Below are 23570 nucleotides of genomic sequence, written 5' to 3' on the forward strand. Positions count from 1 at the left end.
ATGCGCGCTACGGCCTTGTTCGGGTCTGCGCAAAATCCGCGCGGTCGTAGGCGGGGTGGTTGTCGAGGATCGTGTGCCATTCGTCCGCACTCAATGGCAGGCGCGGATAGACCTTGCCATAGTAGTCCACGAGATCGCCGCTGAACGGAAAATCCGAAGCGGGCACGAAGTGCTCGGGGCCGATCCGACGGATGAGGCTGGCCAGTGCAGCGAGATCCTGCTCGGAGGTGTCGGCCTTCCAGACCATCGCGAGGTCGAAGGTGAGGTGGCGCGCGATGGCGGGATCGGCCTCGATGGCATCGGCGAAGGCGCGCAGTGCGGACAGCGTCTGCGCATCGATACCGCCCCAGCCTGCGGCATGGGCGATCTGCACTGGCGTGTCGCCAGCTGCGGGGAGCACCTCGCGCACGAAGGTCGCGACGTCGCGTGCGCCATAGTCGGTCTCGCGCGTGCGCATGTGGATCATGATCGCGAGGCGCGTGCGACGTGCCATGTCGAAGACCTGCGCGAGCCTTGCGACATCGCCGGGCTTGCGCAATGAAGCGCTCGAATTGGTGAGGTGCAGCTTGATCCCGGTGACGTCCCGGTTCGCGCCCCAGTGCGCGATCTCGGGCAGGGCTGTCGCGGTTACCGGATTGACGCCGACGTAAATGCCAAACCGTCCCGGAAAGCGCCGTGCGAGACCGACCGTCCAGGCATTGGCCTCGCGCAGGATGCGCGGTGCGTCGGGGCGCGGCGGCTGCATCATCGGGCTCTCGGCGAGATAGGCCGTCGACATGACGAGGCCGCGCGCGATACCCGCCGCGTCCATCTGCGCGACAAGGTCTTCGGGCGAATAAGCCTTGGTGAATTCGACCGGGCAGGGGCCGATGCGCCCCTCGCTCGAACAATAGTGCGGAAGGAAGTCGAGGATCGCGGGCGAATGGACGTGCATGTGGTGGTCCACTTCGCCCGCAACCGCCGGCCCGCGGGCCGGGGCTGCGGACGAAGCCTCGGGGCCTGCCTGTGCCGGGGACGCAGCGCAGGCGAGCACGGCGCCTGCCAGCAGGCCGGCGGCAAGGCGCGCGATGCGGCTGCGTCCCGGGCGCATCTTACTTGTCCTCGCCCAGCAGGGTCTGCTTCCAGAACTCGACGCTGGTCTGGAAGTAGTATTCCTCGTTTTCCTTCTTGTGGAAGCCGTGGCCCTCGTTGGTGGCGTTGAGGAACCAGGCCGGCTGACCGTTGGCATGAAGGGCCTTCACGATCTGCTCCCCTTCGGAAGCTGGCACGCGCGGGTCGTTGCCGCCTACCGCCACGAAGAGGGGGATCGCGATCTTCTCGAGGTGGTTGAGCGGGGAGATCTCCTCGAGCTTCTGGCGCTGCTTCGGGATCGACTCGTTGCCGTATTCGGGACGGCGCAGGTCGCGGCGATAGTCCTGCGTGTTCTCGAGGAAGGTCACGAAATTCGTGATGCCCACGTAGCAGTTGGCGCTCTTGAGCTTGTCCGAATAGTGCACCGCGGCCGCGTAGCACATGTAGCCGCCGTAGCTCATGCCGTAGAGCGAGAACTTGTCCGCATCGAGGGCCGGGTCCTTGGCGAAGTGGTCGAGGAAGGCACCCAGGTCCTTGACCGAATCCTCACGCTTCCACGGACCGTTGTCGAGGTTGACGAAGCGCTTGCCGAAGCCGTCCGAGCCGCGCACGTTGGGGAAGAACAGCGCCATGCCGAGTTCGTTGACGTAGTAGTTCTCCGAGCCGAGGAAGTCCGGGCGCGACTGGCCTTCGGGACCGCCGTGGACGTCGAACAGCAGCGGGCGCTTGCCGGGGAACTTGGCCGGATCGGGACGGTAGAGGAAGCCGGTGACCTTCTCGCCGTCGAAGCTCTCGATGGTGACCAGTTCCGCTTCGGCATTGATCGAGGCATCGAGACCGCCGGTCTCGCTCATCGTCCAGCGCGTGACTTCAAGCGACTTGGGGTCGATCGAGAAGGCATCGCCCGCGACCTTGGCCGAGGACATCGAGAAGCCGATCTCGCCCCAGGGCGCGATCTGGATGGCCTGGCCGATCGCCCAGGGGATCACGCCCTTGGGCAGCGCGGTGACCTTGCGCACGGTGCCCGAGGGCAGTTCCATGACGTGCATGACGCTGACGCCGGCTTCGTTGGTGGCATAGGCGATGAAGCTGCCATCGGGCGCGATGGCGTAATCGCTCACGCTCCACGCTTCGCTGGTCCGGGGCGTGAACTTGCCGGTCTTCGTGTCGAGCGTGCCGAGCTGCATGAAGTCGCTGCCGCCTGCATCGCTGAGCACCCACATCGTGCCGTCCGCGGTGACCTGCGGGTCGACCCACGAGGCGCTGCCCTTGGCGTCGGTGAGCGCGGTCATCTTGCCGCTGGCGAGGTCGACCGAGTAGACGATGGCGGAGTTGATCGAGAGGCGATTGACCGCGATCATGCTGCGCTTGTCGGCGCTGAAGCCGGCGACGGTCCAGCCACCGCCCTTGACCTGCGCGACGAGGCGGTCGCTCGAGGGATCGCGCGGATCGATCGCGTAGAGGTCCATGTCCGCACCGTTGCGGCGCGAGGAGGTATAGCCGAGCAGCGCGCCGTCGGCGCTGAAGGCGCCGATCCAGTTGCGGCTCTTGCCATCGGTGATGAGCTCGAGCTTGCCGTCCTCGAGACGGTAAAGCTGGTAGAATTCGTCCCCGCCGTTATCGCGCATGACCACCGTCAGGCCGTCGTCCGAGGGTGCCTGGAAGCCGGTCAGGACCGGTTCCGCGCCGAAGCTGACCTGCGTGCGGGTCGCGCCCGGAGCGCGGACTTCGTGCAGCTGGTTGGTGGCGCCGAAGCGGGTCTTGATCAGCATCGAGCGGTCTGCGCGGTTCCAGCCGAGGAAGTCGGCCCGGCGCGCCTCGAGATAGGGCTGCGTCGCCTTGACCACCGCATCGGGAACCTCGGGCACGTCCTGGGTGATGATCGCGGCAGGCTTGTCGGCCTCGGCGAAGGCCGGGGTGGCGCTGGCCGCGAGCGCGAGCAGCGAGCAGGCGGACAGGATGGAACGGAACGAAGACCGGGATGTCATAGGGGGATTCCTCGGATCAGGGGCAGGGGAAAAAGGGGGGGCGCTTGAAAAGGGATGGGCGCGGCCACCCGGCGCGGCACCTGCACAAGGGAGCAGGAACCGCGCCGGACGACCGCGCCGCATGTTCGATCAGGATCAGAACTTGACGCGAACGCCAGCCGTCACGAAGCGGCCGATCACGTCATAGTACGGAGAGTAAAGCGACCCGTAGGGGGGCTTCTTGTCGAACAGGTTGGATGCGTCGAGCGTGAACTCCATGCTCGGACCACTTTCCGTCGGAATTGCGAAGCGCAGCTGCGCGTCGAAATAGGTGTATGCCGGAATGTGGTTGTTCGAGATCGAGAGCGTCGAGTTGTACTCGCCGGGCGAGATGTAACGCGCGCGGACCAGGCCCGAAACGCTCTCGCTTTCGTAGCCGACCGTGGCGTTGACGCGCCACTTGGGCACGCCCAGACCGAACGAGTAGCCCTGCGAGCGGACGTATTCGATCTCGCTCTCGCCATCGTTAGTGGTCAGGCTGTTGACCCAGGTGCCCTTGACGTTGAAGTGCAGTCGGCCATCGCTGTCTGCGCCCAGGTCATAGAGCGGCAGCACGTAGTCGATCGCGCCGTCGATGCCGTCGGTCTTGTAATTGGCAAGGTTCACGTAGCCCGACACGGTACGGGTGATCGAGTTGCCCGAGAACGTGATGTTCCCGCACAGCGCCGTGTTGCCGTTGTAGCAGCGGGTGATCAGGTCCTGCGCCGCGATCGAGGTGATCACGTCGTCGATGTTGATGTTGTAGTAGTCGAGCGAGACATTGAGGCGCGAGATCGCCGGCGGGTTGTAGGTCGCGCCGAAGGTCCAGGTGTCCGCGGTCTCGGGGTTGAGGTCCGGGTTGCCGCCGCCGTTCGAGAGGATGTACTCGCTCGTCGGGTTGCCGTCCGCATCAAGCAGGAACGGGTTCTGGATCGTGTTGTAGCCGGTGGTCTGCTGGGTGTAGAGTTCCGAAAGCCCAGCCGAGCGGATGTCGCGCGAACGCGTCACGCGGCCCACGAAGCCGGGGAAGAACTCGTTGGTGGCGCCCAGCTTCCACGACCAGATCGAACCGGTGGTCGAGTAGTGCGAGATACGTGCCGCCGCATTGATGTCCAGCTTCTGGAGCAGCGGGGTGTTGTAGATCACCGGGATCGCGACTTCGGCGAAGCCTTCCGAAACCGTGAAGCCGCCTTCCATCGCGGACAGGTTGAAGGTGCGGAAGGCACGGGCGGCATCGAGCGCACCGTTGCGCTGGTCGATCGATTCGTGGCGGATCTCGCCACCGATCGCGATCGAGACGTCGCCCGCAGGCAGCGAGACGGGCTCACCGCGAAGGCTGATGCCGCCGACGTCGAGCTTGGTCTTGGCGCGCTGCATCGGCGTGCCGGTCACGTAGTCGATGGCCTCGTCCGAGGGAGCCCCGAAGCCGAACAGGTTGACCGGAACGCAGCCCGGGTTCGCACCGCCGAGGTTCGAGCGGCACACGATGTTGCCCGCACCGTCGAACACCGCGTCGACCGCATTCGCGAAGTTCTCGCTGAGCAGGAAGCCGGGGGTGTCGATGTTGTTGTGGAACTCGCCGTGGCTGTAGTACGCGCTCCAGCGCAGGGCGCCGTTGGCGAACTCACCGTCGAGGGCCAGCGTGCCCTGGAAGGTCTCGCGCTCGAAGTCGATCGAGGGGTAGGAAAGGTCGCGGTTGGCGCGGCCCATGTAGAAGCCGGTTTCGCCCGCAGCGGCAAGCTGGTCGCGGATGTCCTGCGAGAGGAAGGCGTTGTCGGCCGAGATGTACTGACCGCCGGTCTGCGAACCCTGGATGTTGTCGCCGAACCAGATGTAGTCGTTGAACATGCGCGAGTAGCGCGCCTGCGCGGTCAGCTTGATCGACGAGGTCAGGTCGTAGGTCAGCGTCGCCATCGCGGTATAGCGCTTCTGCGGCGTGACCAGCGGGCTCCAGTCGTCGTTCGAGGGGCCTTCGCCGCCAGCCTGGAAGTTACCCGACTGGGCGTAGCCCTGGTCGAAGGTGCGCAGCGAGCCGTCGGCGTTGAACGCCTGACCGGCGAGCACGCCCGAGGTGATGAGGCCGCCGTAGGCCATGTTGTTGTAGCCAACGTCCGAGGTGATCGCACCGTTGAACGTGGTCGTACGGCCAATGCGCGAACGGCTCACCTTCGGGATCACGCCTTCGCTGTCGAGGTATTCGCCGCCGATCACGAAGTGACCGCGACCACCGTCGAACGAGGTACCGAACTTGGCATCGAAACGGCGGGTGAAGTTGTCACCGTAGCTGGAGATGCCGGCCGAACCGCCCAGCTCGAGGCCTTCGTAGTCGGTGTCGACGATCAGATTGACGACGCCCGCAACCGCGCCCGAACCCCAAGCCGCCGAAGCACCGCCGGTCACCACGTCGACGCCCTTGAGCATGTTCGAGGGGATCGCATTGAGGTCGTTGTCGCTCGAGAAGCGGCGGCCGTCCATCAGGACGAGCGTGCGGTTGTTGCCGAGGCCGCGCAGGTCGACCGGAGCCTGGCCGGCGCTGGTGTTGGTGCCGGTGGTCTGCGGCGAGGTGGTCGCGCGGAACTGCGGCATGTCGTTGAGCGCGGCGGCGACGTTGGTGCGCACGCCGATGCTCAGGTCCTCGGCGCCGAGGTGCATGGTCGGGGTCGGGGCGTCGAAGCCTGCCGCGTCGATGCGCGAGCTCGAGACGATGATGACGTCACCGGCATCGGCGGCGTCTGCCGAGGCGTCCTGTGCCTGGGCGACGGTCGAAAGCGAGATGGCGGCTGCGAGGAAACTGGCACCGCCGGCGAGGCGGTTACGGGTAGAAAACATGTAGAGATCCTATTTTGACCCGCGTGAGACACGCGTGGCAATGGGAACCCCTCCCGAGATTTTCGCACGCAGGCACGCCCGCCACGCGGCCGGAAACGACCGTGCGGCACGCCAATGTTCCAATGAGAAAGCGAACCCTGAAATGATGCTTATTATTTGTTGCGAGCCCTGTAACAAGATTGCAGCATCTCGCTAATCAGTTTGCTTCGCCACTCCATAACGCGGGCTTATGGCTGGCCGCCCCGCGTATCGCTCGCGGGCGATCCATAGCGTGACCCGGCCCAGTTCAGCCCGGCGGGTGCATGCAGCCCATCTGCGCCGAGCACCGCGCCGCCAGCCCGGTCGCGGGCCAGCCACAAGGGGCCGTCGAGATCGATGAAGCTGCTGCGCGCGGCAATGGGCCAGGCTGCGGCGACCGATAGCGAGGAGCACAGCATGCAGCCGGTCATCAGGCCCATCCCTGCGGCCTGTGCAGCATCGGCAAGCTCGAGCGCTGCGGTCAGCCCACCGCTCTTGTCGAGCTTGATCGTGACGTAGTCGTAATAGGGCGCGAGGCGCGCGACATCGGCGGCGACGTGCGCGGATTCGTCGCAGGCGAGCGGCACCGGCGAGGAAAGTCCTGCGAGCAGTGCGTCCTCGCCAGCGGGCAGCGGCTGTTCGAGCAGGCGCACGTCGGTCTCGACGAGGACGGGCAGGGCCGCTTCCAGTGTACGCCGGTCCCAGCTTTCGTTGGCATCGACGATGATCCGGGCCTCGGGGGCCGCCTCGCGCACGGCGCGCAGACGCGCGGCTATGTCGCGGGCATCGAGCTTGACCTTGAGGACGGCATGGGCGCTGCCTTGCGCCGCGACCTCGCGCGCGCGCGCTGCCATGGCCGCGGGCCCGGCGATGCCCACGGTAACGGCGCTTGGGAGCACCGTTGGCAGCGGCGTGGCGAGAGGCCCTTCGGGCTGACCGGCAAGCTTTGCCTCGAGGTCCCACAAGGCGCAGTCGATGGCGTTGCGGGCCGAGCCGGGGGGCATTGCCGCGAGCAATTGTGCGCGGTCGATCCCGCTTTCCACGCGCGGGCGTACCGCCTCGATCGCGGCGAGCACGGTGCGCGCGTCCTGCCCGTATCGGGCCGAGGGCGCGCCTTCGCCCCAGCCGGTGACGCCCTCGCGCTCGATCGAGACGGTGACCAGTTCGATTGCCTCGCGGGTGCCGCGCGCGATCGCGAAAGGCTGGGCCAGCGCAAAGGTCGTGGCCTCGGCAGTGAGGCGCGTTCGCGTCACGAGGGGAAGCGTGCGGCGATACGTTCGAGGATGGGGCCGGTGCCGGTGGCAACGGGGTCGATGCAGGGCAGGCCCAGTTCGTCCTCGATGCGCGCCCGCAGATCGCTCGCCTTTGCGGGATCCATCTGCGAACCGTTGATCGAGACGCCGACGAATTGCGCTTCGGGGCTAGTGAGGCGCACGCAGCGCAGGTTCTCGGCCATGCATATCGCGAGGTCGGGTACCGGCATATGTGCAAGGCCCCGCATATGCGGTCGCGAGGGATCGTGGCACAGCACCAGGGCGTCGGGCTGGGCGCCGTGCAGCAGTCCCAGCGAGACACCGGCGAAGGAGGGGTTGAACAAGGAGCCCTGACCCTCGATTACGTCCCAGCCACCATCTTCGCGGGCCGGGGAAAGCGCCTCGGCGGCACCCGAGATGAAGTCGGCGATCACCGAATCGATGACGATGCCCTCGCCGGCGATGAGCACGCCGGTCTGCCCCGTCGCGCGGAAGCGGGCCGCCATGCCGCGTTCGTGCATCCCGGCGACGAGCGCGAGCGAGGTGTACATCTTGCCGACCGCACAGTCGGTTCCGACCGTCAGCAGGCGGCGACCGGGGCGGCGCTGGCCGGTGCCCACGCGCAAGTCACGCGGAGCAAGGCGCACGTCGATCAACCGGCGCGCGTTGGCCTTAGCACGTTCGACGATGCGCGGGTCGGCGTCGAGGCGCTGGTGCAGCCCGGAGACGACGTCGAGATCGGCATCGAGCGCGGCGAGGATGTGGGGGACCATCGCCTCCTCGATCCGTCCACCGCTGGTCGCGATACCGAGCACGAGCGACCTGGCGCCCGCCGCGACGGCCTGTGTTACGTCCATGCGCGGCAGGCCAAGGGTCAGGGGGCAGGAATCTTCCCGGAACTCGCCAATGCAATCGTTTGAGCGAAAGGTGGCAAGTCCCCGCGAGGTCTTTACATCGAGCGGGTTGCTCTTGTCGCCGAGGTAGAGAAGAAATGGTCCTTCGACCAAAGTGCCGTGCGCCGTTGTCATTCGCGGTGACTATCACGGTTTAGGAGAGTGTCCCCATACAGACCACGGGAACTTCCATAATCTTCCGTTATAGACTGGCGATGCGGTCGCGCAGGAAGTCGAGGAACTCGATCGCCACGCTGGGCGGCGGGCGGTTCTCGATGTGCACCGCGCGGATCTGGTACTTTTGCGCAGGATCGAGGCGGCGCATCGCCATGCCTGCGCGGATCATGGCCAGTGCGGTGTGCTCGTCGACGATCGTCATGCCGAGCCCCGAGCTGGCCAGCGCGGCGGCGATCGAGAAGGTGCGCGAGGCTCCCACCACGTCTGGCGCAATGTCGCGCGCGGCGAGCTCGGTGGCCAGCGCGCGGCCTTGCGGGCCGCTGTCGCCGGTCGAGATGTAGCGCCGGTTGTCGAGGCTCGCGAGCGGAAGCGGGTCGGGCGCTGCGGGCATGTCCTTCTCGGCATAGAAGGCATGCATCTGCGCCTCGCCAAGGATCACGCTGGTGACAGGGGCATTGCGCGGCGCACTGTAGCAGATCACGAGGTCGGTTTCACGCTCGTGGAGCTTGAGAGCGATGTCGTCGTGGTGGATCGTGTGCAGCTCGATCGCAATGCCCTCGCGGGTTGCGAGGAATTCGGTCACGGCGCGCGGAAGCAGTTCCATGCCCAGCGCCGGGACGGTCGAAATGCGCAAGGCGCTGGCCTGGCCACGCCGGATGTTCCGGGCCGTCTCGCGAAACTGGTAGACCTGTACCTGGATGTCCTGGGCCTGGTCGAACAGTGCATCGGCATCGGCGGTCGCCACCATGCGCCCGCGCACGCGCTCGAACAGCGCAAAGCCAAGGAGATCTTCGGCGTGCTTGAGCAAGTTGGTCACCGCGGGCTGTGAGACGTTCAGCAGCCGCGCCGCGGCGCTGACCGAACCGGTAACGTAGACCGCGTGGAATACCTCGATGTGGCGCAGTTTCATGCGGGTCCGTTACGCGCGCAGGCAGGCGGGGGCAACCGGGTCAGGAAGGACGCCTGCGATAGAGCCAGTCATGCGGCAGGCCCATGCGCCGGCAGGCCTGGCTCGGCGGGGCGTTGCGGATGGGGATGCGTTCGAAGGCAGCGCCAAGCGAGCGGATCAGGCGCTGCTGCCATCGCGCAAGCTCCCAGCGCGGGCCGGTGAGATCGAGCTGGCGGCGCGTCCACTCGGGCAGGGTGGCGATGGCGGCCCGGATCATCATGCGCTGGAATGGCCGTAGCATCATCGGCACTGCCGCAGTGCGTTCCATGATTGCGAGGAATTCGAACACGATCGGATGCGCGACGATGCGCGGGCGCATCGCCTCGAAGCAGGCGCGCTGCGCGTCGAGGCCGAGCGGTGCGCCGGTCGCGCCAAAGAGGCGGGCGATCGGTTCGCTCTCGGCATAGAAACGGTCGCGCTGGGCATCATCGAGCGGTCTTGCCCATTTGGCGTAGGCTTCCATGAAACCGTAGCCGACCGTCGCCTGGACCCAGTCGAGCAGGACCGGGTCGTTGGCGTGGTAGGGTTCGCCATCCGGGGTGGTGCCGCGCACTTTCTCGTGCATGCGAACGACCCCGCCGATCAGCCGGCTGGCGACTTCGCGCGGGGCATAGACGCTCACGTGGGTCGCCAGCCCGGTGCGGCGCAGCCGCGTGATCGGATCGCTGGGGAAGATCGAGTGGCCCCACACGCCCTCGCGCACGCGCGGCTCGCCCAGTTCGAGCAGGACTGCGGTGATCCCGCCGATGAACAGCGAGACCGGGTTTTTGTAGACCTGCCAGGCGAGCGAATCCGGCTCGTACCAGGCTGGCGCCCCGGCAGGCGCGGTGAAGTCGATGCTCGGGCCAGCCTGCCGTGCCGCATGACCGGTCTGCTTGTTTCCGGAAGTAGGGCTTGCCTCGCTCGTTCGTGCCTGTGCCGGTGGCATGGGCCTCTCCTTCAAAAGCCGTAGGACAAGGTCATGCCGTAAGTTCGCGGCATGCCTGCGTAGCGCACGTTGAGGTTCTGGTTGTCGACTACGCTGGTCCAGTAATAGGTATTGGTGATGTTGCGGCCCCACAGCGACAGGCTCCAGCTGCCATCGCTGCCCTGGATGCCGATGCTGCCGTTGAGCAGGAAATAGTCCTTGATCGCGAAGAGCGGATCTTCGCCGAAGTCGGAGTGGGTCTTGCTTTGGTAGCTGCCGTTGAGCGTGGTGCGAAAATCGATCGTGCTCGAGAGCGGCACGGTCAGCACGGCGGTGCCGCTGGTCGAGAACTTGGGGGCGAACGAGAAGTCCGAGCCGGAGAAATCGGTGGGGATGCCGGCCGCATTGGCGCCGGTATAGTCCTTGACCCGGGTATCGAGATAAGTTGCGTTCCAGTTGAGCGACAACTCGGGGATGGGCTGGAGCACGATCTCCCCGTCGATGCCCCATGCGCGCGACCTGGGAATGTTCACCAGCCGCTGCAGCGCGCCGAAAGTCGGGTCGGGGACGTAGGAACTGAACTGCTTGTCGGTATAGTCGTAATAGAAGCCGGTGACGTTGATCTGCGCGCGATGGCCCCACAGGCCAAGACGTGCGCCCAACTCGTAGGCGGTCAGTTTCTCCTGCGAGGCCGGGGTGAACTGCACCGCGCGGTTGGCCGGAACGATGGGGATGTTGCCCGACTTGATGCCGCGTGCGACCGAGGCGAACAGCAGGCTGTCGTCGCTCGGCTCGTATTGCAGCGCGAGGCGACCCGAGAAGTTGTTCTGGCTGAGCTGCGAATGGACTTCGTGGTCGGTATTCGTCACTGGATCGTAAGTGGTGCACCCGCCCTTGATCACTTCCGGGGCAATCACGCCGTATGTCGAGAAGATGATCGCGCGTGCAGTGGTGTTGACGATAGGCAGGTAGTTGCCGTTGACCTCGGTCGAGCAGCCGTCGAGCTCGGTCTTGTCGATGCCCAGGCGCATGCCTCCGCTCAGCTTGAGGCGCGCGCCCAGCTCGACCTCGCCGTTCATGAAGGCGCTCATCGTCTCGGCCTTGCCGCGCGAACGTCCGCCGCCCGCGCGAAAGGCGTTGACGACATCTGCGGCAGTGAAGCCCGAGGTGTTGAACACGGCATTGGCCACAGGGTCGGCAAGCAGGCCCAGCGTCGCGAGACGCAGGTAGCGCACCGAGGAGTTCTCGCCGATCAGGAACACGGTGTTCTCGTGCATCGTATCGTGCGCGAAGTAGCCGCCGATGGTCCAGTCGAAGCCGTCGCCATCGACCTCCGCGCGGACCTCCTGCTGGAACGACTTGATCGCGGCATCGTAGCGTGTGGCGATGATCTCGAACGGTGCGCCCGAAAAATCGACTACGTCCTTGCGCGAGAAGTCGTTGTAGCCGCTGATCGAGATGATGCGCAGGCGTTCGTTGGGGCTCCAGGTCAGGCGCAGTTGCGCCGAGAGGAAGTCGCTGTCGGCGCGCGGTGCGCCGATCCCGGGGGCCAGGCCAATCGTCTGGCCAAGCTGCTCGGTGGTGTTGAAACCGGCATCGCGTGCGCGGCTCGGCTGGTAGTTCTCGAGGTAGTCGAGCAATCCGGGGACATTGGCATCGCCGGGGCCGAAACTGGGCGATCCGAGCGAGAGGCGGTTGGTGAGGTTGAGGCTGATCGCCTGTCCGGCCTGCGTGTCCGACCGGTCGCGCCAGCCCGAGAGCGAGGCATAGGCGGAAAAGTCGCTGCCCGGCTCGAACAGGAGCGATACGCGGCCAGCGAGCCGGTCCTTCTCGCCGAGCCTGTCCCCGCGCAGCTGGTCGACCTGCCAGCCCTTGTCGCTGTTCTCCCAGCGGCCCGACACGCGCAGTGCGGCGACGTCGCCGAGCGGCAGGTTCACCATGCCCTCGAGGTTGTATGTCTGATAGTTGCCGAACTCGCCCTGAATTCGGCCGGCAAACGTATCCAGCTGCGGCTTGGCGGTGATGAAATCGATCAGGCCCGCCGTCGTGTTGCGCCCGTAGAGCGTGCCCTGCGGGCCCTTGAGGACCTCGACCCGCTCAAGATCGAAGATCGGCCCACCCGCCATGGAAGGGTAGGGATAGGCGAGCTCGTCCTGGTAGATCCCGACGGTCGAGGTCGCGGTGATGTTCACGGTGTTGAACCCGATCCCGCGCAAGGTGAAGATGGGAACGCCCGAATAGGCCGGGGCGACACTGAGACCGGGCACGGCGGTCGCCAGCGAATTGACGTCATCGATGCGCAGGTCCTTGAGCGCGGACTGGCCAAGCGCCTGCACGGCCAGCGGCACCTCGTAGATGCTCTGGCTTTTGCGCTGGGCGGTGACGATGATTTCGGGCATGCTAGGCTGGCTCGCCGATCCTTCGTCACGATAGTCCGGCGGCTGGTCCTGCTGTTGAGCGAGGGCCGGTTCGCTTGGGACGAGAGCTGCCGCGAAGGCTGCAAGGGCGGTGCTGCTGGCAAGTGCCTTTCTGCGCATTATGTTTCCCCTCTCCTGCTGCTCTGCTCGTTTTTCGAGTCTGGCGCACTTATTATTTACTTGCATAATTACATGCTGTATCAGGCAGCAACAGCTATCGGATCTGACAGGGGTACGGTGCCGAACGAAGAACTGGCAGACCTGGCGCAGCAGTTGCGCATGACCGGCAGGGAACTGGACTTGCCGCTGGTGGCGACGTGTGCCGACATCAGCTCTGCTCGGCCCACGCTCGATGCGCAGGGCATCCCCGTCGCCAGCCGCTTCGATTTCACCGATGTCGGCGCGGGCTATTGGAACGAGGGGGACCTGGCCTTGCGCAATGCGATCGTCGCCATGATCCGCCACCTTGGCGAGCCGTTCTACTACCGGGACGGAACCGTCGGTGGCTGGCGGCCGATCCGGGTGACCGACAAGCTTGCACAACAGGCGCAGCGTGCGAACTATGCCGTGCGCAGCGCGATCGTGGTGCCCGTGCGCCTGCCGTGCAGCGTGCTGGGGGCGGTGGTCTGGGCGACCGACCGGCCGGGCGGCGACGTCGCCACGCGCTTCGCGCAGCATGCACTCATGCTTCACGGACTCGCGACGCGCTTCGTTGCGGCCTGCGACAACATCGCCCATGGCACGCCCGAGATCGGCCCGTGCACGCTGACGCGGCGCGAGGTGCAATGCCTCAAGCTCGTAGCGGCGGGCAAGACAGACGGCGAGATCGCAACGATCCTCGGCCTCGCGAGCCCGACGGTGCGGTTTCACATGAAGAAGGCCAGCGCCAAGCTGGAGGAAACGGGCCGCCTGCGTACCGCGCAGCGGGCCATAGAACTGGGATACGTCTCCTCCCGCCTGTGACGGGGACGGTCCACTGAATAGAGATGGTCGGGCCTGCGCGGGCAGGTGCCGGGGAGGTAGAAGTGGCAAGTACGAAGACCGAGGGCGCCAGGCGCAAGGCAGGGCGACGCAAGAAGGAGGACAAGGCCTCGACCGCGGACCTGTTGCTCGACGCGACCAGCGAATTGATGGTCGAGCGCAATTCTGCAGAAGTGACCTTTGCCGACATCGCCGAGCACTCCGGGCTCAATCCTGCGCTGATCCGCTATCATTTCGGCAGCAAGGCAGGGTTGTTCATGGCCTTGCTCGAGCGCGACGCGGGCGGCACCTTCCACAATCTCGAGACGCTGGTCGCCGCCGACATGCCGGCCGACCAGAAATTGCGGCACCACGTCTTCGGGGTGATCAAGACATACTGGCGCTACCCTTACATGAACCGGCTGGTGGCCGCGCTTTCGCTGGAGAGCGATTCGGAGGCCGCACGCTTCATCGCCGAGCGCTTCACGAGGACCCTTTCCGAGGCGCAGCGCCGCATCCTCGAGCAGGGAGAGCGAGAAGGCCTGTTCCGGAAGATCGATCCGACCTTGTTCTACTTCTCGGTGATTGGTTCGTGCGACCACCTGTTCACCGCGCGCCACTCGCTCAAATTCGCTTTCGGCGTCGAGGAAATCGATGACGATCTGCGGATACGTTACTCGGATCATGTGGCTTCGATCCTGCTGGACAGCGTCATGGTGTGAGGCAGGGCGGGCTGACGCTACAGGCTTGCCAGTCGTTTATTAATTGAGTAAATAAATAAAAAAGAGATTGCAGATTCGATCCATGACATAAACAGATCGGGGAACGACGATGGGAGACGTCCGGACTCAAGCAAGCGCGCGCGGAACGCGTGCCCCCGAAGGGGGCGCGGCGCAGGCAGTCGATTTCGATCGCATGCCGTGTCTGGGCGACATACCCGCCTATTTCGCGAGGGTCCGACCCGGTTCGGCGGCAATGCTGTTCGAAGGGAGGCCGACAAGTTGGAGCGTGCTCGACCAGCGCGCCGCTCAGGTGGCCCGTGCATTGATCGGTCAGGGGCTGAAGCCGGGCGACACAGTCGCCTTCATCGGCAAAGGCAGCGATCGCTTCTTCGAACTGTTGTTCGGCGCGGCGAAGGCCGGTATCGCGCTCGTCCCCCTGCAATGGCGCCTTGCGGTTCCCGAAGCGCAGTCGATCCTGCGCCATTGCGCGCCGCGCCTGCTGTTCGTCGAGCGAGACCAGTTCGATGCGCTCGAGCACTATCGGGCACTGCTCCCCGAAGATGGCTGCATCGCGATGGCCCCGGCGGGGGCGCACACGCCCTGCACCGCTTTCGAGAGCTGGCTCGCGCAGGCCACGGACACGCTCGACCTGCCCGATGTCGACGCCCGTGCGGTCGCGCTCCAGCTCTACACTTCGGGAACGACCGGCGAGCCCAAGGGCGTGATGCTCAGCCATGCCAACATCCTTGCCGGCCGGCGCGATGCGATGCGGGCGGGTATGGACTGGAACGAATGGCGGGCAGGCGATGTCAATCTCGTTGCCCTGCCGATGGGCCATATCGGCGGCGTCGGCTGGGCGATCGTTGGCTTCTTCAACGGGGCAACGACGCTGATCCATGCCGAGTTCATGCCCGACGCCTTCATCGCGGCGCTCGAACACGAAGGTGTGAGCAAGACCTTTCTCGTGCCGACCGCGATCCAGATGCTGTTGTCGCGCCCGGCTATTGCCGGTTGCACGTTCCCGCAGCTGCGCACGATGCTCTACGGGGCCAGCCCGATCGCGCTCGACCTGCTGCGCGAAGCGACCGCGGTATTCGGCTGCGAGTTCGTCCAGCAATACGGCATGACGGAGACTTGCGGCACGATCGTCTACCTGCCGCCCGAAGATCACGATCCCGCAGGGAACGAGCGCATGCGTGCCGCCGGACTGGCCATGCCCGGGGTCGAGCTGCGTGTAGTCGAGCCCATCGCGCGCACCGTTCTGCCTCCCCGCGAAGTGGGTGAGGTCGAGACACGCTCGGTCGCCAACATGCTCGGCTACTGGAACGATCCCGACAGGACGGCCCAGGTCATGGATGCAGATGGCTGGCTGCGCACGGGCGATGCGGGCTACCTCGACGAGGACGGCTACCTCTACATCTGTGATCGCTTCAAGGACATGATCTGTACCGGGGCGGAGAACGTCTATCCCGCCGAGGTCGAGAACGCGATCTACGGTCATCCGGCAATTGCAGAGGTTGCCGTATTCGGCGTGCCCGATGCGCGCTGGGGGGAGGCGGTCAAGGCGGTCGTTGTACTCAAGCCGGAGGCCGAGGCAACCGAGGCCGACATCCTCGCCTTCGCGCGGACCCGCATCGGCGGGCACAAGCTGCCCAAGTCGGTCGACTTCGCGGCAACCCTGCCGCGCACGCCTTCGGGAAAGGTCATGCGCCGCGCTTTGCGTGATCCTTACTGGGAAGGCCGCGAACGCGCCGTCAACTGACGGCGCGTTCGTGCGCTGGCGACGGACGCGGTCAGCGCGGGGGCATCCGGATCGCCCCGTCGAGGCGAACCGATGCAGCGTTGAAATAGGTCGTCTCGACCATGCACAGGGCCAGCGCGGCGAACTCCTCCGGCTGGCCGAGGCGTCTCGGGAAAGGTACCGAGGCGGCAAGCGCTTCGATTACCTGCGGGGGCGCGGCATTCATCAAAGGTGTGTCGAAGAGGCCGGGCAGGATCGCGTTCACCCGGATGCCCTCGCTCATCAGGTCGCGTGCGATCGGCAGGGTCATGCCCTGGATCGCAGCCTTGGAGGCCGAATAGGCTGCCTGCCCGACCTGCCCGTCCTCTGCCGCTGCGGAGGCGGTGTTGACGATCACGCCGCGCTCGCCGTCGACGAGTGGATCGAGCGTGAGCATTCCTGCTGCGCTGAGCGCGATGCAGGTGAAGGTGCCGTGCAGGTTTATCGCAATGGTGCGTTCGAACACATCGAGCGGAAAATGGCCGATCGTGCCGTCCTTGCGTGAGCGCGAGGCGGTCTTGAAGGCGCTGCCGGTGCCGGCGCAGTTGACGAGGATGCGCTCCTGTCCATGCGCGTCGCGTGCTTTCGCGAAACCGGCCTCGACCTCGTTGCGCGCGGTGACGTCGACCCGGCAGAACGTCCCGCCGATCTCGCGCGCCAGTGCCTCGCCGGTCTCGGCCTGCAGGTCGAAGATCGCCACTTGCGCGCCGCGAGCTGCGAGTGCGCGGGCGGTGGCGGCGCCAAGGCCCGAGGCACCGCCGGTGACCACGGCGGCTATCGAAGTGTCGATGTGCATCTCGGTGCTCCCTTCATAGACGTTCGACGATGGTGACATTGGCGATGCCGCCGCCCTCGCACATGGTCTGCAATCCGTACTTCTTGCCGTGGGTGCCCAGCGCATGGACGAGCGTCGCCATGAGCTTGGTGCCGCTCGCGCCGAGCGGATGACCAAGCGCGATGGCGCCGCCATGGACGTTGAGCCGGGCCGGATCCGCACCGGTGTGCCTGAGCCAGGCGAGCGGAACCGAGGCGAAGGCTTCGTTGACCTCGAACAGGTCGATGTCGTCGAGCGTGAGCCCCGCGCGCGACAGCGCCCTTTCGGTCGCGAAGAGCGGCTCCTCGAGCATGATCACCGGGTCGCCGGCCGTGACGGTGAGATTGTGAATCCGTGCGATCGGCTCGAGGCCGAAGGTGCTGAGCGCGCGTTCCGAGACGATCAGCACTGCCGAGGCCCCGTCGCATATCTGGCTGGCGTTGGCCGCGGTGATGACCCCGTCGGGTGACAGTGGTTTGACCGAGCCGATGGCGTCCAGGGTGACATCGAAGCGGATGCCTTCGTCACGTTCGTGCATCATGGGACCATCCGGTGTGTCCACCTCCAGCGCTATGATCTCCTTTTTGAAGTGTCCGGCCTGCGTCGCGGCGATGGCCTTCTCGTGGCTGTGCAGCGCAAAGGCGTCGAGGTCGTCGCGGCTGAAGCCATGTTTGGCAGCCATCGCCTCTGCGCCCGTGAACTGGCTGAAGACGATGCCCGGGTAGCGCTCCTCTTGGCGCGGGGACTTGGGAATGCCGAACCCGGCTTCGGCAAAGAGTGACATGGTCGCCCCCATGGGAACGCGGGTCATCGATTCCACGCCCGCTGCGATGACCACGTCCTGCGTTCCCGAAAGCACTGCCTGTGCTGCGAAGTGCATGGCCTGCTGGCTGCTGCCGCATTGCCGGTCGATGGTCACGGCAGGTACCGATTCGGGAAGCGCGGAGGCGAGTACGGCATTGCGGCCCACGTGCATCGATTGCTCTCCGCCCTGAGTGACGCAGCCCATGATCACGTCCTCGATCCCGGCCGGATCGATGCCCGAGCGCGCGACCAGCGCATCGAGTGTGGCGCCGGCCATGTCTGCGGGATGCCATCCGGAAAGGACGCCTTTCCTGCGCCCTCCAGCGGTGCGTACGGCATCGACGATATAGGCGGTCTCGCTGGCCAAGTTCGCTCTCCCTTGCTGTTGATCCGGTACGGTTGTCCGGGCCCGTCTGCATTGCTTCGGAAAGCGTATCACGAAAATTAATCAGTTGAACAACTAAAAAATGTGCGTAGCTTCTTGGCGTGGCGGGCGGAGACTGCTTTGCGGTCCAAATTCCTTGTCGGCATCGTCGTAATCGACGGGTGGGGAGCGGATCGCAGGGGGACATGAAGGGAAGAACACACGATGCATGCGGAGATGACCTACGAGCAGATCACGTTCTCGGTCAGCGAGCGGATCGCCACCATCACGCTCGCCCGCCCCGACAAGCTCAATGCCTATACGATCCGGATGATGGAGGAGCTGCTCGACGCTTTCGACCGGGTCGATCGCGATGACGAGATCGGGGCCGTGATCGTGACCGGGGCGGGAGCGCGCGCGTTCTGTGCAGGGGCGGACCTCGAGATGGGAGCGGCCACTTTCGAGGGAACTTCGGGGCCCGGCTCGCCGATCCGTGCCGACGGTTCTATCGACTATGCCAGCGAAAGTGCCCGCGATTATGGTGGGCGCCTGTCCCTGCGCATCTTTGCCTGCCTCAAGCCGGTGATCGGCGCGATCAACGGTGCAGCTGTCGGTATCGGCGCCACGATGCTCCTTCCGATGGACTTTCGCATTGCCGTACCCGGTGCGCGCCTTGGCTTCGTCTTCGTGCGGCGCGGGATCGTGCCCGAGGGGTGCTCGGCCTGGTTCCTGCCGCGCATCGTCGGCGTTGCCAAGGCGCTCGACTGGACGATGACCGGACGCCTTGTATCCGCGGACGAGGCAATGGCGGTGGGCGCAATCAACGAGATCGCGCCGGAGGGGGAGCTGCTTGCGAGGGCACGGGCTCAGGCACTGGCGTGTATCGGGCAATCCGCGCCGGTTTCGATTGCTCTGACGCGCCAGATGATGTGGCGCGGGCTGGGCATGGCGCACCCGATGGAGGCGCACCGGGTGGAGAGCCGGGGCGTGCTGGCGCGCGGGCGCAGCGCCGATGCGCGCGAAGGGGTCACCGCCTTCATCGAGAAGCGCGAGGCTCGTTTCCCCGAGACTGTCTCGCACGACATGCCCGACTACTTTCCCTGGTGGCAGGACCCCGCCTATGGCTGAGGGCCTGTTCAGCCCCGAAGAGCCTAGAGGGCCCGGCCGATCACCTCCTTCATGATCTCGCTGGTGCCGCCGTAAATGCGCGAGACGCGTGCATCGCGCCAGAGCCGGGCAATGGCATACTCGTTCATGTAACCGGCCCCTCCATGCAGCTGCAGCGCCGCGTCGCATACCCGGTTCTGCAGTTCGGAATGGAACAGCTTGGCCGCCGCGGCTTCCTCTATGGTGAGTTCGCCCGCGACATGGCGCGCTATCGCCCAGTCGAGGTGTGCCCAGCCGACCTGCAGTTGCGTTGCCATCTCGGCCAGCGTGAAGCGGGTCGCCTGAAAATCGAGGATCGCCTTGCCGAAGGCGCGCCGTTCGCGGGTGAAGGCCAGCGCCTCGTCGAAGGCGCGCTGGGCCGCGGCCTGTGCGCCGACGGCGATTGTCAGGCGTTCCTGCGGAAGTTGCTGGACGAGATAGGAGAACCCGCGCCCCGCCGTGCCGATGAGGTTGCTTGCGGGGACGCGCACGTTCTCGAAGAAGAGCTCGGAGGTATCGGAGGAATGCTGTCCGATCTTGTCGAGGTTGCGCCCGCGCGCGAAGCCCGCCCGTTCGGCTTCGACGAGGATCAGCGATGTACCCTTGGCGCCGAGTGCCGGGTCGGTCTTGGCGACGACGATGACGAGGTCGGCGTGCTGCCCGTTGGTGATGTAGGTCTTCGAGCCGTCGACGATATAGTCGCTGCCCTCGGCTCGCGCGGTGGTGCGGATGGCCTGCAGGTCCGAGCCGGTCCCGGGCTCGGTCATGGCGATGGCGACCACCGCCTCGCCCGAGATCATGCGCGGCAGCCATTTCTCTTTCTGCTCTTCGCTGCCGTAATGCGCGATGTAGTCGGCAGTGACGTCGGACTGCAGCGTGATCCCGGCAGAAGACCCGGCATAGGCCAGTTCCTCGCCGATGATCGCATTGTAGCGAAAGTCGAGGCCGAGACCGCCATATTGCTCGGGGACGCCGGGGCAAAGCACGCCTGCCTCACCGCAAGCGCTCCAGAACGACCGGTCGATGATTCCGGCCTCTTCCCAGCGATCGAGATGGGGCAGGAGGTGCACTGCGAAGAACTTGCGCACCTGATCGCGGAACAATGCGTGGTCGGCATCGTAGATCGTGCGGCGCGCGGTATCGAGCTGGCGGGTTTGGGACATGGGCGGGTGTCCTCCTTTCAGGCGTTGCTCGGAATCTTGCCGGGCGCGAATTCGTGCAGGGCGCTGCCCTCGCTGGCGAGGCGCGACAGCAGCGCGCAGGGTGTCTCGCCCATGGCCTCGAGTGCTGCGACGATACGGGGGAGGCCATGGTCGTCGGCCCAGAACATCGGTCCGCCGGTATATGCGGGCCAGCCGTAGCCGGTGACGAGCGCGACATCGATGTCCGAGGCGCGCAGTGCGATTCCTTCCTCGAGTAACCGCGCACCTTCGTTGACCACCGGAAGCAACAGCCTCTCGACGATTTCTTCATGGGAGAAGGGTTGCATGGCGATCCCGCTGGTCTGCTGGAACTCGCGTACGAGCGTCTCGACCTGCGGCGAAGGCGTCGCCCGGCGCTTGTCGTCGTAGTCGTAGAAGCCGGCGCGGCGCTTCTGGCCCCAGCGGCCGCGTTCGCACAGGACTTCGGTGATGGTGGAGGAGCTGCTGGTCGCCGCATCCCACCCGATCACGTCCAGCCCGACGAGGTCGAGCATCGCGAAGGGGCCCATCGCGAAACCGTAATCGCGCATCGCCGCATCGACTTCCCAGGGCATCGGGCCTTCGAGGATGAGCGCGCGGGCTGCATCCATGCGCGGGGTCATCATGCGGTTGGCGATGAAGCCGTCACACACCCGGGCGAGCACCGCTACCTTGCGGATCCGGCGCGCCAGCGCCATCGCGCTCGCAACGACATCGGGTCCGGTCTTTGCCCCGCGCACGACTTCGAGCAGTCGCATGACGTTGGCAGGCGAGAAGAAGTGCAGCCCGATGACGTCGGGCGCTCGTGCGGTGACGGCGGCAATCGCATCGAGATCGAGGAAGCTCGTGTTGGACGCGAGAATCGCCCCGGGGCGTGCGATCGCGTCGATCTTGGCAAAGACCTCCTGCTTGAGCGCCATGTTCTCGAACACGGCCTCGATCACGAGGTCGACCTCGGCGAGATCGGCCATGTCCAGCGAGGTGGTCAGTCGGTCCATGCGCTGCTCGAGTGTGGCCTGATCGATCCTGCCCTTGTCGCGCGAGGCCTCGTAATTGCTGCGGATGGCGGCGAGCCCGCGTGCGAGGGCCTCTTCCTCGCGCTCGACCAGCACGACGGGCAGGCCGGCATCGAGAAATGTCATGGCAATGCCGCTGCCCATCGTTCCCGCGCCGACCACGCCGACATGCGCGATCGGGCGCGGGGGCGTATCGCGCGGCAGGTCGGGGATACGCGTGCACTGGCGTTCGGCGAAGAAGAGGTAGCGCATCGCGGCCGACTGACGACCCGCGATGAGTTCGCCATAAAGCTGCGCCTCGCGCTGCATACCTTGTTCGAAGGGCAGCGTCACGGCGGCCTCTACCGCGCGGACAATGGCCTCGGGCGCGGTGTAACCCTTGAAGGCGCGGGCGTTGTCGCGGCGAAAGCGGGCGAACAGCTGCGCATCGTGGGGCAGGGCCAGACCCTCGGTGCGATCGCGAACCCGCACGGGCGCAGATCCTTCGTGTGCCTTGCCGCGGGCGAAGCGGATCGCGCCGTCGAGCAGGTTTTCTTCGATCAGCGCGTCGAGCAGTCCCATGGCCTCGGCCCGCGCAGCCGGGACCGGCTTGCCGAAGGCCATCATCGCCAGCGCCGCCTCGGCCTCGACGATCCGGGGCACGCGCTGCGTCCCGCCCGCACCCGGAAGCAGGCCGAGTGCGACTTCCGGGAGGCCGACCTGCGCCGATGGCGAGGCTACCCGGTAATGGCAGCATAGCGCGGTCTCGAGGCCGCCTCCCAGCGCGGTTCCGTGGATCGCGGCAACGGTCGGTTTCGGGCAAGCCTCGATCACGTCGAGCACGGCATGCAGGCCGGGCGCGTCGAGGTCGGGGTGGTCGAATTCACGGATGTCGGCGCCTGCAATGAAGGTCCGTCCGGCGCAGGCGAGGACCACGGCTCTGGCTGCCGGATCATTGGCAGCACGGGTGAAGCCTTCGAGCAGCCCGCGCCTGACGTCGCCGCCCAGTGCGTTGACGGGTGGCGAATCGATCAGGATCAGCGCGACCTCGTCCCGGCACGCGTAGGCGGTCACCTGATTGAGTTGTTCCAGGCCGTCAGGCCGTACCTCGAGCCTTTCCCCGTTTGCCATCGCCGAACTCCCCTCTTGATTTAGTTAGTCAGATAAATAACACTGATCGAGGTTTTGGCAAGGCAGGTCCGGTCGAAAGCCCGGCGCGGCAGGCAGAACGCAGTCGGCACCGTTCGTTTCGCGGGCCGGTCGACCAGGGAGGGCGCGGCGATGATACAGACACGCTTCACGCACGAATTCGGGATAGAGCACCCGATCGTGCAAGGCGGGATGATGTGGGTGGGGACAGCCCCGCTGGTCGCGGCGGTGGCCGATGCCGGAGCGCTGGGTTTCCTGACTGCTCTGACCCAGCCGACGCCCGAGGCACTGGTGCGTGAGATCGAGCGCACCCGTGCGATGACCGCGCGGCCCTTTGGCGTCAACCTGACGATCCTGCCTTCGCTCAACCCGCCGCCCTACGCCGAATATCGCGCTGCGATCATCGAGGCGGGCGTGGGCATCGTCGAGACCGCGGGGCACCGGCCTGCGGAGCATGTCGCGCACTTCAAGGCGCACGGGATCAAGGTGATCCACAAGTGCACCGCGGTACGCCATGCGCTTTCGGCGCAGCGCATGGGGGTCGATGCGGTCTCGATCGACGGCTTCGAATGTGCCGGACATCCCGGCGAGGACGATGTGCCGGGGCTGGTGCTGATCCCGGCCGCGGCCGAGCGGCTCTCGGTGCCGATCCTCGCAAGCGGCGGCTTCGGCGACGGGCGTGGACTGGTGGCCGCGCTCGCACTCGGTGCCGGAGGGATCAACATGGGTACCCGCTTTTGCGCCACGCGCGAGGCGCCGATTCACGACAGCTTCAAGCATGCGCTGGTGGCGGGCGACGAACGCGCGACGCAGCTCATCTTTCGCAGTTATCGCAACACCGCGCGGGTGGCGCGCAACCTGATCTCCGAGCAGGTCGTCGAGGCCGAGGCGGCAGGGCGCCCCTTCGAGGACATAGCGCATCTGGTGAAGGGCCTGCGTGGACGAGAGGGGCTCGAAACGGGCGACCTCGACCACGGGATATGGACCGCAGGCATCGTGCAGGGGCTCATCCACGACGTGCCGAGCGTGGCCGAATTGGTAGCGCGGATCATCGACGAGGCCACGAGCCTGATCGAAGGCAGGCTTGCGGGCATGATTGGACGCGGCGCGCACGTCCGTGCAGGGGTGGCCTGAC

General features: G+C 66.0%; 17 protein-coding genes. 5 read left to right on the top strand and 12 right to left on the bottom strand.

The features are described 5' to 3' along the window. Positions 1-7: 7 nt before the first annotated feature. From I5E68_RS03530 to I5E68_RS03565, 8 genes are all read right to left on the bottom strand, one after another. Positions 8-1090 carry an amidohydrolase family protein gene (locus I5E68_RS03530; protein WP_197160832.1) on the bottom strand — a complete coding sequence of 361 codons (1083 nt, stop codon included), beginning with the start codon at positions 1088-1090 and terminating at the stop codon, positions 8-10. A gap of 1 nt (position 1091) precedes the next feature. Continuing rightward, positions 1092-3059: a S9 family peptidase gene (locus tag I5E68_RS03535; protein WP_197160834.1), complete on the bottom strand. Its 1968-nt coding sequence runs from the start codon at positions 3057-3059 to the stop codon at positions 1092-1094. Positions 3060-3194: 135 nt separating this feature from the next. Next, entirely contained in the window at positions 3195-5906 is a 2712-nt protein-coding gene (locus tag I5E68_RS03540; protein WP_197160836.1) for a TonB-dependent receptor domain-containing protein, read from the bottom strand. Between the two features lie 227 nt (positions 5907-6133). Next, positions 6134-7177: a dipeptide epimerase gene (locus I5E68_RS03545; protein WP_197160838.1), complete on the bottom strand. Its 1044-nt coding sequence runs from the start codon at positions 7175-7177 to the stop codon at positions 6134-6136. Beyond that, positions 7174-8034, bottom strand: a complete 861-nt coding sequence (locus I5E68_RS03550) for an N-acetyltransferase DgcN family protein (protein ID WP_323982077.1) — start codon at positions 8032-8034, stop codon at positions 7174-7176. The genes I5E68_RS03545 and I5E68_RS03550 overlap by 4 nt, the downstream gene beginning before the upstream one ends. 238 nt (positions 8035-8272) lie before the next feature. Next, positions 8273-9157, bottom strand: a complete 885-nt coding sequence (locus I5E68_RS03555) for a LysR family transcriptional regulator (RefSeq protein ID WP_197160840.1) — start codon at positions 9155-9157, stop codon at positions 8273-8275. Positions 9158-9197: 40 nt separating this feature from the next. After that, entirely contained in the window at positions 9198-10124 is a 927-nt protein-coding gene (locus I5E68_RS03560; RefSeq protein ID WP_197160842.1) for an oxygenase MpaB family protein, read from the bottom strand. An 11-nt stretch (positions 10125-10135) separates the two neighbouring features. After that, on the bottom strand, positions 10136-12640 hold the full coding sequence (locus I5E68_RS03565) for a TonB-dependent receptor (protein WP_197160844.1): 2505 nt from the start codon (positions 12638-12640) through the stop codon (positions 10136-10138). Positions 12641-12757: 117 nt separating this feature from the next. Between I5E68_RS03565 and I5E68_RS20355 the strand changes: the two genes are divergently transcribed. From I5E68_RS20355 to I5E68_RS03580, 3 genes are all read left to right on the top strand, one after another. Then, positions 12758-13483, top strand: coding sequence for a helix-turn-helix transcriptional regulator (locus I5E68_RS20355; protein WP_197160845.1), 726 nt, complete (start codon positions 12758-12760; stop codon positions 13481-13483). 62 nt (positions 13484-13545) lie between these two features. Next, positions 13546-14202 carry a TetR family transcriptional regulator gene (locus I5E68_RS03575; RefSeq protein ID WP_197160847.1) on the top strand — a complete coding sequence of 219 codons (657 nt, stop codon included), beginning with the start codon at positions 13546-13548 and terminating at the stop codon, positions 14200-14202. 109 nt (positions 14203-14311) lie between these two features. Then, a complete protein-coding gene (locus I5E68_RS03580; RefSeq protein ID WP_228726805.1) occupies positions 14312-15964 on the top strand; it encodes a long-chain-fatty-acid--CoA ligase in 1653 nt (550 codons plus the stop codon). 31 nt (positions 15965-15995) lie between these two features. Here I5E68_RS03580 and I5E68_RS03585 read toward each other — a convergent pair whose 3' ends face one another. Both I5E68_RS03585 and I5E68_RS03590 read right to left on the bottom strand, forming a co-directional pair. Next, entirely contained in the window at positions 15996-16778 is a 783-nt protein-coding gene (locus I5E68_RS03585; protein ID WP_197160849.1) for an SDR family NAD(P)-dependent oxidoreductase, read from the bottom strand. Between the two features lie 13 nt (positions 16779-16791). After that, positions 16792-17967 (bottom strand): acetyl-CoA C-acetyltransferase, encoded by a 1176-nt coding sequence (locus I5E68_RS03590; RefSeq protein ID WP_197160851.1) that lies wholly within the window; start codon positions 17965-17967, stop codon positions 16792-16794. Between the two features lie 234 nt (positions 17968-18201). Here I5E68_RS03590 and I5E68_RS03595 point away from each other — a divergent pair, with 234 nt between their 5' ends. Then, complete coding sequence (locus tag I5E68_RS03595; RefSeq protein WP_197164510.1) at positions 18202-19092, top strand: crotonase/enoyl-CoA hydratase family protein; 891 nt, start codon at positions 18202-18204, stop codon at positions 19090-19092. 23 nt (positions 19093-19115) lie between these two features. On the opposite strand, the gene I5E68_RS03600 is transcribed toward I5E68_RS03595, so the two are convergent. Together I5E68_RS03600 and I5E68_RS03605 are read right to left on the bottom strand one after the other, a co-directional pair. Continuing rightward, a complete protein-coding gene (locus tag I5E68_RS03600) occupies positions 19116-20273 on the bottom strand; it encodes an acyl-CoA dehydrogenase family protein (RefSeq protein ID WP_197160853.1) in 1158 nt (385 codons plus the stop codon). Positions 20274-20290: 17 nt separating this feature from the next. Further along, positions 20291-22417 (bottom strand): 3-hydroxyacyl-CoA dehydrogenase NAD-binding domain-containing protein, encoded by a 2127-nt coding sequence (locus I5E68_RS03605; RefSeq protein WP_197160855.1) that lies wholly within the window; start codon positions 22415-22417, stop codon positions 20291-20293. Between the two features lie 150 nt (positions 22418-22567). On the opposite strand from I5E68_RS03605, the gene I5E68_RS03610 reads away from it, so the two are divergent. Further along, positions 22568-23569, top strand: a complete 1002-nt coding sequence (locus tag I5E68_RS03610; protein WP_197160857.1) for an NAD(P)H-dependent flavin oxidoreductase — start codon at positions 22568-22570, stop codon at positions 23567-23569. The last annotated feature ends 1 nt before the right edge of the window (position 23570 follow it).

This window comes from Novosphingobium aureum (assembly GCF_015865035.1).
GTDB classification, from domain to species: domain Bacteria; phylum Pseudomonadota; class Alphaproteobacteria; order Sphingomonadales; family Sphingomonadaceae; genus Novosphingobium; species Novosphingobium aureum.

Coding starts and splice junctions, on each gene's coding strand:
- I5E68_RS03530 (WP_197160832.1), bottom strand. CDS start 1,090: ATGCGCCCGGGACGCAGCCGCATCGCGCGCCTTGCCGCCGGCCTGCTG.
- I5E68_RS03535 (WP_197160834.1), bottom strand. CDS start 3,059: ATGACATCCCGGTCTTCGTTCCGTTCCATCCTGTCCGCCTGCTCGCTG.
- I5E68_RS03540 (WP_197160836.1), bottom strand. CDS start 5,906: ATGTTTTCTACCCGTAACCGCCTCGCCGGCGGTGCCAGTTTCCTCGCA.
- I5E68_RS03550 (WP_323982077.1), bottom strand. CDS start 8,034: ATGGACGTAACACAGGCCGTCGCGGCGGGCGCCAGGTCGCTCGTGCTC.
- I5E68_RS03555 (WP_197160840.1), bottom strand. CDS start 9,157: ATGAAACTGCGCCACATCGAGGTATTCCACGCGGTCTACGTTACCGGT.
- I5E68_RS03560 (WP_197160842.1), bottom strand. CDS start 10,124: ATGCCACCGGCACAGGCACGAACGAGCGAGGCAAGCCCTACTTCCGGA.
- I5E68_RS03565 (WP_197160844.1), bottom strand. CDS start 12,640: ATGCGCAGAAAGGCACTTGCCAGCAGCACCGCCCTTGCAGCCTTCGCG.
- I5E68_RS03580 (WP_228726805.1), top strand. CDS start 14,312: ATGGGAGACGTCCGGACTCAAGCAAGCGCGCGCGGAACGCGTGCCCCC.
- I5E68_RS03585 (WP_197160849.1), bottom strand. CDS start 16,778: ATGCACATCGACACTTCGATAGCCGCCGTGGTCACCGGCGGTGCCTCG.
- I5E68_RS03595 (WP_197164510.1), top strand. CDS start 18,202: ATGACCTACGAGCAGATCACGTTCTCGGTCAGCGAGCGGATCGCCACC.
- I5E68_RS03600 (WP_197160853.1), bottom strand. CDS start 20,273: ATGTCCCAAACCCGCCAGCTCGATACCGCGCGCCGCACGATCTACGAT.
- I5E68_RS03605 (WP_197160855.1), bottom strand. CDS start 22,417: ATGGCAAACGGGGAAAGGCTCGAGGTACGGCCTGACGGCCTGGAACAA.
- I5E68_RS03610 (WP_197160857.1), top strand. CDS start 22,568: ATGATACAGACACGCTTCACGCACGAATTCGGGATAGAGCACCCGATC.